Origin of the sequence: Paenibacillus sp. GP183 (genome assembly GCF_900104695.1) — a bacterium.
Lineage (GTDB): Bacteria > Bacillota > Bacilli > Paenibacillales > NBRC-103111 > Paenibacillus_AI.
In genome coordinates this window covers 4,838,579-4,854,393 of the sequence record NZ_FNSW01000001.1, presented here as the reverse complement: position 1 = coordinate 4,854,393, position 15,815 = coordinate 4,838,579, and the positions used below count along the sequence as shown (strand labels likewise).

The following is a 15,815-nucleotide window of genomic DNA, read 5'->3' as shown; positions in this document are numbered from 1 at the left end:
TCTACAAAAAAAAGTCTCTTCCTTAATGCAGATTTGAATCTGCTCTAGGGAAGAGACCTTTTTGTGCATCAAAGGGGTGGAAGCCAAGGACTAGCCTCCCATCGTTTCACCAAACCCTTCAGCTGCTTGCAATATCGTTTACGGGTCGATCGCGTCTCGAGCTTAATCACTTTACTATGCTTCAGCGTCCCCATTTGGTCATGCCAGCGGTACATGATGAGCGACTCGTCAAGAAAATGAATCGGGATTCCAGCGAGCGCGACTCGCATCCATAAATCATAATCGTGCGTGTAGTTGAGTTTCTCGTTAAACATGCCCACTTGGGCACAAAGCTCCTTTTTCATCACAACGGTACATCCATTAATGGCATCACCATCCAAAAAGGAGCGGATTAACTCAGCTTGGTTCGGAAACCGTACAGCAATGGAAGACTGCAGCAGTTGGCCTGTCCCGTCAATTTTGTCGAAGGGCGTGTAGCTGATCAGAGCCTCGTTCTCTTGCATGAAAGGAATCTGTACAGCCAGCTTGTTCGGTTTAAAAAGATCGTCAGAGCTAAGCCATGCTACATATTCACCGGAAGCCATGTGGATTCCGCAGTTCAGAGCGCTGGCTGTACCCCCGTTAGCTTTGCCTATATAATGAGTGCGGTCCAAAAAAGGAACAATTCGCTCCGAGTGCTGATTGGAACCATCATCCACGACAATGACTTCTACATTCGGATACGTCTGTGCCAACGCGCTGGCAATTGCCTGATCCACATAGGGGCAGTTGTAAAAAGGGATGACGATCGACACTTTTGGCATCATACAACATTCAACTCCCGCTGCATGTTCTAGGATTGATCTCGATAAAATTGCAATGTATCGCTAAGTGATTGCTTAAAGGGAATGTCCGGTGTCCACCCAAGACTCCGCATGGGTTCCATGTCTACAGTATGAGGCTGCTTCGGAATCGCGGATTGGCCAATCTCAATAGGCAAAGAACAAACCGTCAAGGTTCCGTATACGTTCACCATCTCCTCTAAGGAACTCGTGGCGCCGGTTCCAATCGAGTACACCTTTCCAGGTGTTCCATGGAATAGGACCCGCTCATAAGCGGCAACGGCATCCCGAACATCGACATAATCTCTCCGCTCGACGAGCGAGGACAGTTTAAAAGGTGACGCGTCCATCCCCTTTTCAAGGGCGGCAATTTTTCTTGCCAGCAACCCGCAAACTCCGTTTGAAAATCCGGGCCCGATTAAATTAGATGGCTGGGCAATAAGGATTTGTTGATCGAACAAATACTGCCACGATTTAGTAAAAAATACCTGCATGGTTTTGCTTAGGCTGTAAGGATGAGGTGGGCGCGGATCTTCGGAAAGAGGGAAATTGAGCATGGAGCCGGCTATCACAATTCGGCAATCGGGAAATGGCCGCAGTGCATTCAAGAGATAAAGGGTAGCGAGCATATTGGCTTCCAAATAAGCGACCGGATTTAACCAGGATTCCGGCACGCTGTTTCTTCCAGACAGATGCAGCACATAATCAGGCTTAGCCAGATCAATTAAATGGTTGATTTGCTCAGGATCCGTGAGATCGCATACGGCAAGTGAGCCAATGGGAGCAACCTCGGGCTTTGTTCGGACGACGGCAATGATCTCGTAGCCAGAACGGCTGAATTGCTCACAGGCATGCCTGCCCGTAAAGCCTCCCGCGCCGGTTATCAGAATGGTCCCCCGCTTCATCGGTTTCTCATCCATTCCCTTAACTCCGACAACATGCGGCCGTACCTGGGAACCTCATAGAAGAAGTCCTTCCGCGTATGAAGCAGAGTCCTATCCAGCCGAATCGCATCGTCAGGAACGATCTTCACATCCTCCTTATTAAAAGTACGCTGAAACAATAGAAGCAGCTCCAGCTTGCTGATGGATTCAGGAGCGGTCAGATGCAGCAATCCGGACAGCGGGCTCTCGATGATATGGTGTATCGCTTTGGCCAGCTCCAGTGTGGTCACTCCGTTCCAAATCGCAAACCGATAGCCTTTAACGGTGCCCTGCTGCCGTAAAAACCAATCCATCAAGCCGATTCCCTGCTCGCGGATTTCCGGACCGACAATCGAGGTGCGGATCGTCAAATGCCGTTCGGCCTTGATTTCACCAAGTACCTTGGTGCGGGCATATGTGGTATGCCCGTCAGGCACATCATCTTCCCTATGTCCGCCGAGCTCGCCGGAGAAGACGCAATCGGAGCTGATATGAATGAACCGGCTCCCGGCCTTATCCGCCATTCTTTTTACCTGATGAGGAAACAGCCCGTTGAGCAAAAAGGCGTCAAGCTCATTACGCTCGGCACGGTCATTTAATATTCCGATAGCATTGATGATCACATCGGGTGCAACGACATCGATCATTTTTTCTACTTGTACGGAATCCCTGGCGTCTACAACTAATCCATGAATGCTGCTTCGATCTCTAACGGAGTAAAAAACCGAGTAATTGGAGCTTTTTCGAAAATAATCCACCAGCATATGCCCAGCCATACCATTCCCGCCAAGGATTAATAGTCTCATGAGATAAAACCGCCCATAATCAGCATTTTTTTAATTTCATCCTTCGTCATCAAGGAGTCCCGGGAAGAATAAATTTCTTCTTGCACGGGCAGGCAGGATGCATAGACCTGACTCAGAAGCGGGATCTCAATGGTTGGCAAAATAACCAGATAGTCTTTATCGTAAATGTACATAGATTGGCTCTCATAATCGGAATATAGAATTTCGTGAATCTTCTCTCCCGGCCGAACACCCAGCTCCACAATTTGGACATCCTCTTTGCCCATAGCTTCCTTTAATACCTCAGCTAAATCGACAATTTTGCAGGTCGGCATCTTCATGACAAAAATCTCTCCGCCATTGCTTTCCTCTGCTCCTCGCAGCAGCAATTGGACGGCATCTTGCAAAGTAAGAAAAAAGCGCGTCATCTCCATGTGTGTAATGCCGATTTGATTCTTGAGCTTGATTTGATTCATAAACAAATGGACAACACTGCCGTTGGAGCCCAGCACATTGCCGCTTCTCACGCAGACGAACTTGGTATCGGTATGCATCCGGTTGGCGAGAACAATCAGCTTCTCCCCTATGGCCTTGGTCATCCCGTAAAAGTTCGAGGGATTGGCTGCTTTATCCGTGGAAATATTAATAACCTTCTTCACCTTGTTTTCAATGGCTGCTTCAATCAAGTTTTGTGTACCGATCACATTCGTTTTTAATGCTTCGTTGGGATGGTCCTCACAGACAGGAACGTGCTTTAACGCTGCTAGATGAAACACATATTCGATGCCCTGGCAAGCTTTGATGAGCGCATCCTTATCCCTTACATCCCCGATGCAAAATATCAGTCTTTCATCCTCAAACTCACGCTTCATGGCGACTTGGCTGGATTCGTTTCTGGAAAAAATGACAATTTTCTTCGGCTTAGTCTTGAGCAGCTGCCGCACAAGCTCGTATCCCCATGAACCGGTTCCTCCTGTAACCAAAATCGCACTATCACGAAACATGATGTTTTCCTCCCAAAACATATTTGACCACTTTAAATGAGACATCTGTGTCCTCATAGCCCTGTGGGCATTGCCAATTCGCGCCCAGCTGGACCATCAGTTGCACCGCTTTGGCTATTTGCCCTGCATCGACACCGGAAACTGTGTTGCTGCCGCACTCCACCGTCTCCGGACGTTCCGTGCTTTGGCGAATCGTGACGGTCGGAATGCGTAAGATACAGCATTCCTCCTGAACCGTACCGCTGTCGGTAATCGCGCAGCGCGCTTCCTTCTCGAGCTTCACGAAATCGAAAAAGCCAAAAGGCTCATACAGTTCAACGAGGGGATGAAGGACGAGCGAGGCAGCAGACGCGATTCTCGACTTTGTTCGCGGATGCAGGCTGCATATCATCCTTTGTCCGAACTGTTCGGCCACCCGGTTCAAGCCTTCACAAATTTCCTGTAAACGCAAAGAATCATCCACATTTTCGGCCCGGTGCGCGGTTACCAGAAAATATTGATTAGCGATGAGTCCAAGCTGCTCCAGGATTTGGCTTTGTTCGATTTGGGATTCATAATGTTTAAGCACTTCATAAATCGGATTGCCTGTAACGACGATGCGATGGCACGGAACCCCTTCCCGCAGGAGGTTTTCCTTGCTTTGCCTCGTGTAAGGCATGTTGATCGAAGAAATGGCGTCGATGACTTTACGGTTTTTCTCCTCAGGCACATCGAGATCGAAGCAGCGGTTGCCCGCTTCCATATGGATGACAGGGAACCCTAACCGTTCAGCCAATATGGCGCAAAGTGCACTGTTCGTGTCTCCGAGAAGCAGCACCTTATCGGGTTTTTCGTGAAGCAGCAGCTTCTCCACATCACCGAACATGACGGAAAGCTGAGCTCCGAGCGAGTGCTGCTCATAGCGAAGCGTATAATCCGGTTGACGCAGCTGAAGCTGATCAAAGAATACATCGCTTAAGCTGTAAGTAAAATTTTGCCCTGTATGCACGAGCACATGCTTTTCCGCCAATTGATCCATCAAGGGAATAATCAAGCTGAGACGTATGATTTCAGGTCTTGTGCCAAGAATGGTCATCACTTTCATCACTCAACCCGCCCTTCTCTTCACAGATATCCGGCTCCGCACTTTCGTGCTCACACGTTTGGAGATCCTGGTGGATTTCTTGGTTTTAATAAATTTTTTACGCAAGGGTCGCTTCTTTTTCTTAATAACCGTTCTGCGGCGCTTGCGTGAAGATCGTCTCTTGTGCTTTTTACTGACTTTGGCGTGTTCTTCTAATCCAGCTATGGGTTGACCTTGATCAAAATGGTCAAGCTTATCATCAGGCAGCGTAAAAACTCTATCAAAGGAATAACCCAAGGCTTTAAATCGAGACTCGGATGGGATTGGATACCGCACGCCGCTATGGAGTAAATATACCGTTGGACCTTGGCCGCATATCAATAAGGAGGAGGGGTCGTGAAGCTCAGTTGAATTCATGGTTTGAAGAACTGAAGCTGGTGCTTTCTGATGGGTCTTCATCGCAAGGAACCATTCCTTCAGCCTTGCCCGGTAAGGTACAATACCAAACACCCGCTGAGCCTCTTCTCCGTTTCGTTCTCCCACTTCCTTGCGGAGCTGCGGATTTTCAAGCAGCCTATGCACCTTGCTTATTAATTCATTCGTATTTCCTTTCTCTGCAAGAAAAGCGGCATTGCCTGTCATGGTTAAAATTTCCTCCAAGCCTCCGGAACGATAAGCCACCACCGGCTTCGCAAACACCATGCCTTCAAGAGCCGTCATGCCAAACCCTTCATTTAAAAGACTCGGAATGACCGCCACATCCAAAGCCGGATAGAACCCCTCGATGTGCTGCTCAAACGGAGAGATATGAAACCGTGAAGCGAAGCCGGATTGTTCGATCAACTGCAGGCAATACCCGTAATAGCCAAGGTCTGTCGGCTTGCCGATAATGAAAAAATGAACGTGCTCCATCGCATTTCCAATTGCAAGACTCATCTGGATAAAATGTTCAAGTCCCTTATTTGGATAAATATCCGAGGAAACGTATCCCACTACCTGCTCTTGTTCGCCAACACCCCATTCCGTCCGCTTGTTGATGCGATGGCTGGGCCACGTCGCCGTGTTCAGTTCATCCATTCGCCATGAAGGAAATAATGTGCATAATTTGGGGCCAAGCTTTTCATGCTGGAAAAAGCGCAGGGTGCTGCGGGAAATACCGATTATCCAATCCGAATAACGATCAATAAGATCTACCGATAGATGGATATATTCGTTCTCCATCATGGTTTCCGTAATCATCCATGCAACGGGAATTCCGAGTGTTTTGGCTGCTGCTGCGGGAAGCGCGTTGACACAAGTATTGGCCAGAACGGCATCCGGCTCTTCCGCAAGCAGCAAGGACGCAAGAGTACGGTAGGCATCCTCCTGCAGCAGTCTTTGCAAGTCACCGAAAAGCCATGGGCCTGGTTGGTAGGTCGACAGCAGCAGAGGATAATACATGACAATCACGCGAATTCCTCTGAGGGATGCTTCTTTTGACAGTACGCCTTCGTTGGGTACAACCATGACACATTCGTGATCAGATCTCAGCTCTTGCACCATGAACAACAGCAGCTTTTCCGCTCCGGTTATATGGCTTTGAGAGCATAAATGAGAAAAAAGTAACAATTTCATGGAGATTTGCCCCCTCACCTCAGTAGTACAGTATATTAGGACGGTATCTCGCGGGGCACGACAATTAAACCCCCGTCATTTGTACATCTTAAGAAGCAGTACCCATTCTCGAGCCTATATGGTCTTATCGGCATCTTCCAGCCCTTGGGCATATCCCTTATGGAACCCTTGATCATAGGCTTGGTTAAACGCCTTATTAAACAACTCTCTTCTCCTCCGTTTGCTCAGCACCCGCGGCTTTTTAATGGATTTTCTACTTTTTAAAAGCATACTTTTCTTCCTCGCAGTTTTCCTAACGACCATCCCTAATTACCTCATTTCGCTGCAAAATTACTTGAACACGGTTTGAAACAGCTGAGTTAATCGATGGGCGAAGGTGTGCTGTTCCATCGTGCTTCGAAGCCCCTGCAAAGCGACTTGTAGGTGCTGCTCCTCATGCGTCAAATAATAGTCGATTTGCTCAACCAGCTCTTCAGCCGATCCAAAGGTTGCAAGATCCCGGCCCGGCTTATAAAAACTTGCCAGATCATCACGCACATCAGTGAGCTGCAGTACACCGCAAGCGGAAATTTCAAAAGTTCGAGGATTGGGCGAGACCGCCTTGATCAACCGGCTGTTGTAATTGAAGGTTCCGTCATCATGGGAACGATGAAGATTGATGACGATTTTCGTTCCATTATAAAAGCCTGCTGTCTCCTCGGCTCCCATCCAATGATTGAGCCTTATCTTGTCTTTGAGGAGTCTGTATGCTTTCAGCCGATCCCACCATAAGCCGCTAATGCAAACATCGCGTCCCTTAAGGTAAGGCGCTATTTGATCAAACAACTCAACCCGCTTCCAGTAACCGGAGCCCACAAAACAAATCTCCCTGCGGTTCATCAAGTTAGTGGCCCTGGGACAGAACCACCCGGGATGCACACCGAGAGGAAGGTAGTGCACGTTCGAACAACCGTGCTCCTTATAAAAAGTGACGCAGTTCAGCTCAAGGGTAAAGACGTGATCATAATGCGGAGCAAAGCCTACTGTAACGTCTGTATAATAAGGGTCGTCGGTTAACCAAAGCGCGGTCTGCACGCCTTTTGCCCGAATCGCATCGATCTGTTCGACTGGAAACAGCATGCCATCCAGGACTAGCACCAGATCCGGCTTTGTTATCTCTACCCAAGCAACCACATTATCCAGTGGTTCAGTAACCTTCAACTCCAGGACAAGGGGCCTCATGATGTCAATAATGGCGGAGTCGAGAGGTGAATAAGGCATCCCCTTACCCGATCCGACATACAGGATGCGCCGGTTCCATGTTTGAGAAGGCTGGAAAGGCAGTGCTCGTTTCACAATCGCATTGCAGGCACCTACACGATAACCCTCCTCAAAGCCTAATCTATAGCCTCTCTCCTGCCTTCTTTTCTCTTTCTCGGGAAGAGAATCTTTATCCAGCTTCAATGCCATTGTTGTACCTCCTGAAGCAATAGACTTAGGCGAGCCCCAAAAGTATGGTTGCTGTGAGTCTGTTTCAAACCCCGCAAAGCAATTCGCCTTCGTTTCTTTTCATGGCGCAGGTAGTAGTCCATTTGCCCGATTAGCTCATCTGCTGATTGATAGCTCACTATATCGAATCCCGGCGTATACAGTTCGGTCAAATCCTCCCGTAAGTCGGTTAATTGAAAGGCTCCGCAAGCTGATATCTCATACGTCCTGGGATTGATCGAGCGTGCGGGAATGTTCCTGGTGTTCCGGCTGTACCCTGATTCACTTGCTGATCTGTGCAGATTGATGACGATCTTTGCACCGTTATAGTACTTAACTGTTTCCTCTATCGGAATCCATTCCAGCCTGATGCTGTTCTTCAGCATGGGGTAATGAGCAAGCTGATCCCACTGTGATCCTGCGATCATGACTTTTTTGTCTGCCAAATAATGAGCCAGCTGATCAAACAGCTCAATCCGGTTGGGAAAGGCATTGCCGATGAAACAGATATCGGTTCGATAGCTGGAATCTACCTGCATGGGATGGTAAATAAGAGGATTGACAGCAAGAGGAAGGTAATAAACGCGTCGACAGCCGAGCTCTTGATACAAGGACACACAGCTTCGTTCATGGGTAAATATAAAATCGTACCGGGAAGCATAAGCGGCTGTCAGGTCTGTAAAATAGGGATCATCCGCAAACCAGATCGCTGTTTTGATACCCATGGCCTTGACTTGATCCACATGGTCGAGGTGTTCAGCCGGAAATACATGCAGGCCGTTAAGCACAAGCACGAGGTCTGGCTTAAGCTCCATTGCCCTCTGCACCATATCCTCGGCGCCAACGACAAAAAACTCACCGGCCGTTTGCTGCAAGCCAAGAATCACTCCCTGATCAATAGCTTCAAATCCTTGGGGGATAAACAACACTCTGATCTCATTTACCGTCACATGTGCAGGCGGAAGCAGTTCCAGAATGCCCTTAGAGCAGCCCAACTGGTATCCATGCTCCCAACCGAGTCGGAAGCCTTTCTTTGCCCCGTCTGCTGATACCTCAAGCCTGCTTTTCTTCATCTATGTCACCAATTTCGGCAAGTCCACTTCATCCTCGTGCAGCAAATAATGCCGCAATGCCTGCCGCCAATCACGTAGCGGAGTCAACCCATTCAATCGGATGGCTTGATGAGATAATGCGGAATTTGTCGGTCTGGGTGCAGCATGCTTCAGAGATTCTGCTCGAATCGGGATAATGGATGCAGGCTTGGATTCCATATATTTCAAAATTTCCTGAGCAAAATCATATCGGGAGCAGCAGCCTTGATTGGAAGCATGATAAATCCCATACTTTTCAGAGCCTATTAGCTCACAGATAAAATGGGCTAAATCCAAGCCATATGTGGGAGAGCCGATTTGATCCGTCACCATGCTGATTTGCGCCAGATTTTTCGACATGTCCATAACCTTGGTCACGAAATTCCTTCCTTTTGCGCTGTATAGCCAAGAGGTGCGAACGATGAATAATCGGGAGCAAAGCATGGCTGCAAACTTTTCCCCAAGCAGCTTGGAATTGCCATATACATTCAAAGGATTGGGTTTATCCAGTTCGTCATAAAGACCGTCTTTCATTCCGTCGAATACATAATCCGTACTGATATAAACCAATTTGGCTCCAATGGCATGAGCTTCTGTTGCGACATTCCAGGTTCCTATGGCGTTAACCTGGTAAGCTTGATCCACTTCATCTTCTGCAAGGTCAACAGATGTATAGGCTGCTGCATGAATCACAATCTCGGGCAGCACATGTCTCAATGTATTTGTTACCGCTCCAGCATCTGTTACATCCAATTCTTCACGCGATGCCGCCACCACTTCATAATGACGGGACAACACTCTTATCAAATCATACCCGAGCTGCCCTCCAGCCCCTGTCACCAATATCTTCATTGAAATCACTCCCTAACATTATGGATTCTCCTCCCGAATCAAATGCGCCGCTTCAACAAGCGATTCATGCGTTCCAGCATCAATCCACCATCCTTTAAGTTGTTGAAACCTCAGCATCCCTTGTTTGGCATAAATATTATTCACATCGGTAATTTCCATTTCGCCGCGAGCCGACTTTTGCAAGATACGGATTTTATCAAAGACGGATGAGTCATAAAAATAAATCCCGGTGACTGCATAATTTGAAAAGGGTGTATCCGGTTTTTCGACTATGGCTACTATGCTGTCATCCTCAATGAAAGGAACGCCATACCTGCAAGGATCATCAACCTCTTTAAGTAGTACCATGGCCCCTTCTCGCTGCTCAAAGTACTTCATGAAGGGCTGTAAGGGATCAGCAAACAAGTTATCACCAAGCAAAACAACGAATTTTTCCCCAGGAAGAACGAAGCCTTCAGCAAACGCCAGCGCATGCGCAATGCCCAAAGGCTGCTCTTGAATTTTATAAGTCAAACGGACATTCCACTTCTCCCCGCTTCCCAAGTAATCCAAAAACATGCCGAGGCATTGTCCGCCAATAATGAGCAGAATGTCACGTATACCATTATCTGCAAGCTTTTTAATCGAATAATAAATCATCGGATACTGACCGATTGGAAGCATTTGCTTATTAATGATTTGGGTTAAAGGCAGCAATCGAGTTCCTAAACCAGCAGCCAGAACAACACCCTTCACAAGCCATACCCCTCTTTCCTGGAAAATGGTGGTACGGTAAATCCACCTACTTCTTAATGATATGCTTCATTCCCATACAGGTTTTGGACAAAAACCATAAATGGTTATATAACCAAGCGGAAGAAAAAAACATGCAGCTGCCTGCATGTTTTCCTGTTGATTCGTTCGTGATTTTATGCTTTTTTTCCGATTGCAATCCAGTTAATAACGCCATGCTGCTCGGGTGAAAATCTGGAGCGAACAACGGATAGAACGGCTGAATCCATTTGCTTTTGTTTAACAATAGCGTAACAAGCAGGATGATTCGTCATCGCGGTAATCACGTAATCTTCATCAGCAAAGCTCTCATCGAATTTTAGAAAAACATCGATAATTTCCCCTTGCACCTTGAGCTCGAACGGCAAAAGCCCGAATTGCTGAACGGTCGTTTCATGGATCAATTCATCCGACAAATGCTCTCTGGTCACAGTTCCCTTAACCAGCTTCGTTCCATCAATACTGGCATCCGCAAGCTTTGCCCCGGATATGGCCCGGTCTGCCAGCTTTGCTCCTGTGATCGCTCCATCCGCCAGATGCTTGCTGCCTATAATGCCGTTCGCCAATTTACTGCCTTCGATGCTGCCTTCGGCCAGCTTGGATCCAGTGACCGATCCATAGACCAGATGCTCGCCATTCACGGAACCGCCCATCAGCTTACTGCCGTCCACGCTGCCTGCGGCCAGCTTCTCCGCTGTAATGGCACCGTCGGCTATGTGCTCACTGGTAATTGCACCGCTGACCAGCTTACTGCCATCCACGCTGCCTGCAGCCAGCTTTGCCTCCGTGATCGCTTGATCCGCTATGTGTTCACCGCTCACTGCGCCTCTGACCAGTTTGCTCTTATCCACGCTCGATGGCGAGAGCTTTGCCAATGTGATCGCACCATCCGCTACATGTTCCTCGCTCACGGAACCAAATACAAGCTTGCTGCCATCCACACTGTTCTCCGACAGCTTAGCCCCGGTAATCTCGCCGTCCGCTATATGCTTGCCGTTAACCGCCCCGTTCGCAAGCTTGCTGCCTTCAATACTTTCCTCGACCAGCTTAGCTCCTGTAATGGAACCGACAGCTAAATGCTCTCCAAGCACAGTTCCACTCATCAGCTTGCTGCCGTCTATACTTCCCTGAGCCAGCTTTACTCCAGTTATGGCGCCATCCGCCAAGTGCTCCCGGTTGACAACACCGCTCGCCAGCTTGCTGCCGTCTACGCTGCCTTCAGCCAGTTTGGCTCCCGTTATGGCGACATCTGCCACATGCTCGCTGCTTACTGAGCCATTGACAAGCTTGCTGCCGTCAACACTGCAAACGGCCAGCTTCGCTAAAGTGATGGCGCCATCCGCCAAGTGCTCCCGGTTGACAGCGCCGCTAACCAGCTTGCTCCCGTCCACGCTTTGGGTTGACAGCTTTACGCCTGTAATGGCTCCGTCCACGATATGCTCGCCGATCACAGCACCGCTTGCCAGCTTGCTGCCATCAACACTGTTTTCTGCCAGCTTCGAGCCTGTCACCGCTCCGTCCACGATATGCACACTTGCAATCGCATTGCGTACGAGTTTGCTGCTATCCACGCTGTGGGCTGACAGTTTGGCTAACGTGATCGCGTTGTCCGTGATATGTTCGCTGCTCACTGCACCGCTCGCCAGCTTACTCCCATCGACACTGCTGTTCGACAGCTTCGAGACAGTTACGGCAGCGTCCACTATATGCCAAGAGTTCACTGAATCAAGGGCCAGCTTGCCGCCGTCCACACTGTTCTCAGCCAGCTTCGCCACTGTGATTGCACCGTTGTTTACATGCTCACTGCTTATCGCATCACGGACCAGCTTGCTCCCGTCCACACTGCCCTCGGCCAGCTTGGGTCCTGTAACCGCGCCGTTCGACAGATGCTCGCTAGCTACAGCGTTGCTGATTAGCTTGCTGCCGTCCACGCTATAGGCTGACAGTTTGGCTAACGTGATTGCACCATCTGTGACATGCTCACTGTAGACAGCACCGTTCGACAGCTTGCTTCTGTTTACACTCGCTGTAGACAGCTTGGATCCGGTGATCGCTCCATCTGCCACATGCTCGCTGCTTACAGCACCGCTGGTTAATTTGCTGCCATCCACACTGTTCTCCGCCAGCTTCGTTCCAACGATTGAACCGTCCAACACATGTTCAGTGTTCACGGCGCCGTTCACCAGCTTGCTGCCGTCCACGCTGCCTTCGGACAACTTTGCACCTGTGATCGCACCGTCTATCACATGATTGGCGGAAACCGAAAGTTGAATCAATTTGCTGCCGTCGACGCTCGAAGCTGCCAGCTTTTCCAAAGTGATGGCACTGTCTGCCACATGCTTGCGATTCACCGCATTTTCCGTTAAATGAAAAGCATGTATTGAATTTTCCGCAAGCTTCTCTCTCGTGACTGCGCCATCCGCAAGATGTTCGTTATCCACCCCACGGCTCATCAGCTTGCTGCCGTCTATACTCAAGGCTTTCAGCTTAACGCTTGAGATGGAATCATCCGCAATATGATTGCTGTTTACAGCTCCATCTTCCAAGTGTCCGGCATTCACAGCTTTAGCCGCCAGCTTGCTTCCATCCACAATTCCCGCTGCCAGCTTCGCCCCCGATACCGCTCCATCGGCAATATGCTCTTCGTTTACTGCACTTTTTGCCAGCTTGCTGCCGTTTACACTGGCTGCTGCCAGCTTGGAACTGGTAATCACTCCATCCGCCACATGCATGCTGCTGACTGCGCCGTTTGCCAGTTTTTCCGCCGTGATGGAGCCATCTGCAATATGGCGGGCGTTAACCGCACCTGCCACCAATTTGCCGCCGTTCACGCTTTCCACTGCGAGTTTGGAAGCAGTAATCGCTCCATCTGCGATGTGAACTCCTGCCACAGCACCGTCAGCCAGCTTGCTGCTCTTAACAACGGCATCCGCCAATTTGTCGGTGGTAATGGACTCATCAGCAATTTTAACGGTTACTATGGCCGCGTCCTGCAGCATGGAGCTCGCAATGGCGGCATCCTGTACATGGCGGCTTCCCACTGCTCCATCAGCAAGCTTTTCTTCCGTGACCGCTCCGGCAGCCATATTTTCAGATGACAGGGAGTACTCCACCAGCTTTTGACCGTCGATACTGCGATCAGCCAAAAGATCCAGCGTAAAAGCTCCTTTAGCCAAATGCTCCGATTGGATCGTACCTGCCTGGATGTGACTCCCATTCACAATGCCTTCCTGTAAATGCCTGGCTTCCACGGCTTGAGCTGATATTTTCGTTCCCGTAACCGCCTCCTCGGCAATCGTATGTGTCTGAACTGCATGATCCTGCAGATGTTTGCTGCCGATGGCATTCACTTTCACATGCTCCGAGCTGACAGCTTCTCCTGCAAGATGTCCGCTGCCAATGATTCCTTTTGACAGGTGAGATTCACTTATGGAAGCAGGGGCAATCTTGACTCCGGTTATGGATGCATCTGCCATATGATCGCTTTGAATCGCTTGAAGCTGAAGCTGGTTCGCCCCAACGCTCTCATTGGCAAGATGATACAACTGAATGGCTTCTCTTTCGATGTGCATGCTTTGCACAGCATCTCTTGCCAGCTTCGAGGAAATAATGCTGCCGTCGCTGATCTTGGAGGAGCTGACCGACATCTCCGTCAATTTATCGGTAGATACGGATTCAGGAGCCAGTTTGGAGGTAGTAATCGCGTGCATCGCCAAATGGGGTGTATCAATGGAATCTTCCCGAATGTGGCTGCTGTCTATACTGCCGGCGGCTAACTTATCACCGGTAACTGCATGATCCTGCAGCAGCACGGAACCGATGGCATGGCTTTGAATATGGGCTCCGGTTATAGCTCCCAGGCTGATGTGATCTGCAACAATCGTTTTGGCCGCCACATGAACGGCCCTGACAGCTCCTGAAGCAAGATGCTCTGCATCAACGGATTCTCTTGCCAGCTTTTTCGAAGTGACGGCATGATCGGCCAGCTTCTCCGTGCCGACTGCTTGATTGGCCAGCTGCTCGCCGGATATGCTCTCATTGACTAATACGGTGCCTGACAATGAATGCTCAGTCAAATGCTTTTGCTGGATCACGCCGTCAGGAATATGCCATTCTTTAATAGCTCCTTCTTCAATTTGCTTTGGACCTACGACCCCCAATCCTAGCTTTTGCTGTGTTATGGCATCTTCTCTTAGATGAAAGCCATGAATCGCTCCTTCTTGAATATGGGTGTTGTTGACGACGCCTACCGCCAGATTATCACTAAGCACGGATCCTTGACCCAGATGCTCATGCTGTACGCTGAACATTTGTAAATGCGGTGAAACAATGCTGCCATCCGCGATCTTCTCCCGGGTTACCGCATGATCCCTAAGCTTATCCGAGGTGACAGCTCCATCCGCTAGCTTGGCTGTGTCGATAATGCGATTGGTCAAATGCTTGGCATAGATTGAGCTGGTCCTGATTTTATCGGAAGTGACAGATTGATCATCAAGCAGCTCGGTTGAGATCGAACCTTCAGCTAAGTGAGAAGGCTGGATAGAGCCAGGGGCTATCTTAAAAGAATCAATCGTCAGGTCAGCCAGCTTATCGGACGTAATGCTCTTGTCGAGCAGCTTGCTTCCGGGTATCGTTTGCTCCTGAATCTTATCACCGGAAATCGACTGAAGGGCAATATGCTCTTCATCTACGGCGCCGGGGGCAATTTTATCCCGGGTAACGCTCCCGTCGGCCAGCTTGGAATGATCTACTGAAAAATCCTGTAAAGCTCTGGTGCTGATACTTTTGGGCTTGATTTTGGATTCGTCTATGGCCCGATTTGCGATTTTATCCGCTGTAACGGCTTCTTCTCCGATATCATCCGTATACACCACAGCATCGCTGGATTTACTGGTCTTTCGTTCGTTTAACAGCAAAAGCGGCGGTGCCGGGACCGATACAACCGGTGCAGCGGGGGAAATAACCACGTTCGTCCGGCGGGTCCTTGGAGGAGGCTCCAGTTTGGATGCTGCAGCTTTCTGAGTTTTGGAAATAATCATTTGCTTGGGCACGTGTTCAGCTTTAGCAGGGGGACTGGTCTTGGATTCACTTTCATCCAGCCAGCTCAGTTCATTGGTATTGGCATTTATTCGTTGCACATTAGGCCGCGTGGGACCTATCCGGGATTTTCTGTTTTTGCTCATAAAAACCTCCCCTTCATCAAGATGACTAGTCACTTGTAACATATTCATTCACCTAGAGAGTGGGTGCGCACAGGAATCAAAAATGGTTATGTACCCATAGATCAAGTCATTTTGACAACGCGACCCGCAACAAGATGTTCAAATTTTTACACTAAATTTACAAATCGGGTTGGTGTCGGGTTCGTTTTTCACCCTCTACTAATATAAATAGGTAAAACTACTTATTGTCTAAAGGAGAGCG

Annotated in this window: 12 protein-coding genes; all 12 read right to left on the bottom strand. The window is 49.1% G+C overall.

Features of this window, described 5'->3' with window-relative positions; all coding sequences use genetic code 11:
- Positions 1-68 precede the first annotated feature (68 nt).
- Positions 69-806, bottom strand: a complete 738-nt coding sequence (locus BLV33_RS24035) for a glycosyltransferase family 2 protein (protein ID WP_090797768.1) — start codon at positions 804-806, stop codon at positions 69-71.
- A 26-nt stretch (positions 807-832) separates the two neighbouring features.
- Positions 833-1,741, bottom strand: a complete 909-nt coding sequence (locus BLV33_RS24030) for an NAD-dependent epimerase/dehydratase family protein (protein ID WP_253187151.1) — start codon at positions 1,739-1,741, stop codon at positions 833-835.
- Positions 1,723-2,550 (bottom strand): dTDP-4-dehydrorhamnose reductase family protein, encoded by an 828-nt coding sequence (locus BLV33_RS24025; RefSeq protein WP_090797766.1) that lies wholly within the window; start codon positions 2,548-2,550, stop codon positions 1,723-1,725. The genes BLV33_RS24030 and BLV33_RS24025 overlap by 19 nt, the downstream gene beginning before the upstream one ends.
- On the bottom strand, positions 2,547-3,533 hold the full coding sequence (locus BLV33_RS24020) for an SDR family NAD(P)-dependent oxidoreductase (protein WP_090797765.1): 987 nt from the start codon (positions 3,531-3,533) through the stop codon (positions 2,547-2,549). Before BLV33_RS24020 ends, BLV33_RS24025 begins: the two co-directional genes overlap by 4 nt.
- Positions 3,523-4,617, bottom strand: coding sequence for a non-hydrolyzing UDP-N-acetylglucosamine 2-epimerase (wecB, locus tag BLV33_RS24015; protein WP_090799186.1), 1,095 nt, complete (start codon positions 4,615-4,617; stop codon positions 3,523-3,525). The genes BLV33_RS24020 and wecB overlap by 11 nt, the downstream gene beginning before the upstream one ends.
- 3 nt (positions 4,618-4,620) lie before the next feature.
- On the bottom strand, positions 4,621-6,210 hold the full coding sequence (locus BLV33_RS24010) for a glycosyltransferase family 4 protein (RefSeq protein ID WP_090797763.1): 1,590 nt from the start codon (positions 6,208-6,210) through the stop codon (positions 4,621-4,623).
- A gap of 114 nt (positions 6,211-6,324) precedes the next feature.
- The gene (locus tag BLV33_RS29515) at positions 6,325-6,480 is read right to left on the bottom strand and encodes a hypothetical protein (RefSeq protein WP_171909275.1); all 156 of its coding nucleotides are present in this window, start codon (positions 6,478-6,480) and stop codon (positions 6,325-6,327) included.
- A 60-nt stretch (positions 6,481-6,540) separates the two neighbouring features.
- On the bottom strand, positions 6,541-7,659 hold the full coding sequence (locus BLV33_RS24000; RefSeq protein ID WP_090797760.1) for a CgeB family protein: 1,119 nt from the start codon (positions 7,657-7,659) through the stop codon (positions 6,541-6,543).
- Complete coding sequence (locus BLV33_RS23995) at positions 7,650-8,750, bottom strand: CgeB family protein (RefSeq protein ID WP_090797758.1); 1,101 nt, start codon at positions 8,748-8,750, stop codon at positions 7,650-7,652. Before BLV33_RS23995 ends, BLV33_RS24000 begins: the two co-directional genes overlap by 10 nt.
- Complete coding sequence (gene rfbD / locus BLV33_RS23990) at positions 8,751-9,620, bottom strand: dTDP-4-dehydrorhamnose reductase (protein ID WP_090797757.1); 870 nt, start codon at positions 9,618-9,620, stop codon at positions 8,751-8,753. It abuts the gene before it with no gap.
- Positions 9,621-9,638: 18 nt separating this feature from the next.
- On the bottom strand, positions 9,639-10,355 hold the full coding sequence (locus tag BLV33_RS23985) for a sugar phosphate nucleotidyltransferase (protein ID WP_090797755.1): 717 nt from the start codon (positions 10,353-10,355) through the stop codon (positions 9,639-9,641).
- 173 nt (positions 10,356-10,528) lie between these two features.
- Positions 10,529-15,574 (bottom strand): WIAG-tail domain, encoded by a 5,046-nt coding sequence (locus BLV33_RS23980; protein ID WP_171909274.1) that lies wholly within the window; start codon positions 15,572-15,574, stop codon positions 10,529-10,531.
- Positions 15,575-15,815 lie beyond the last annotated feature (241 nt).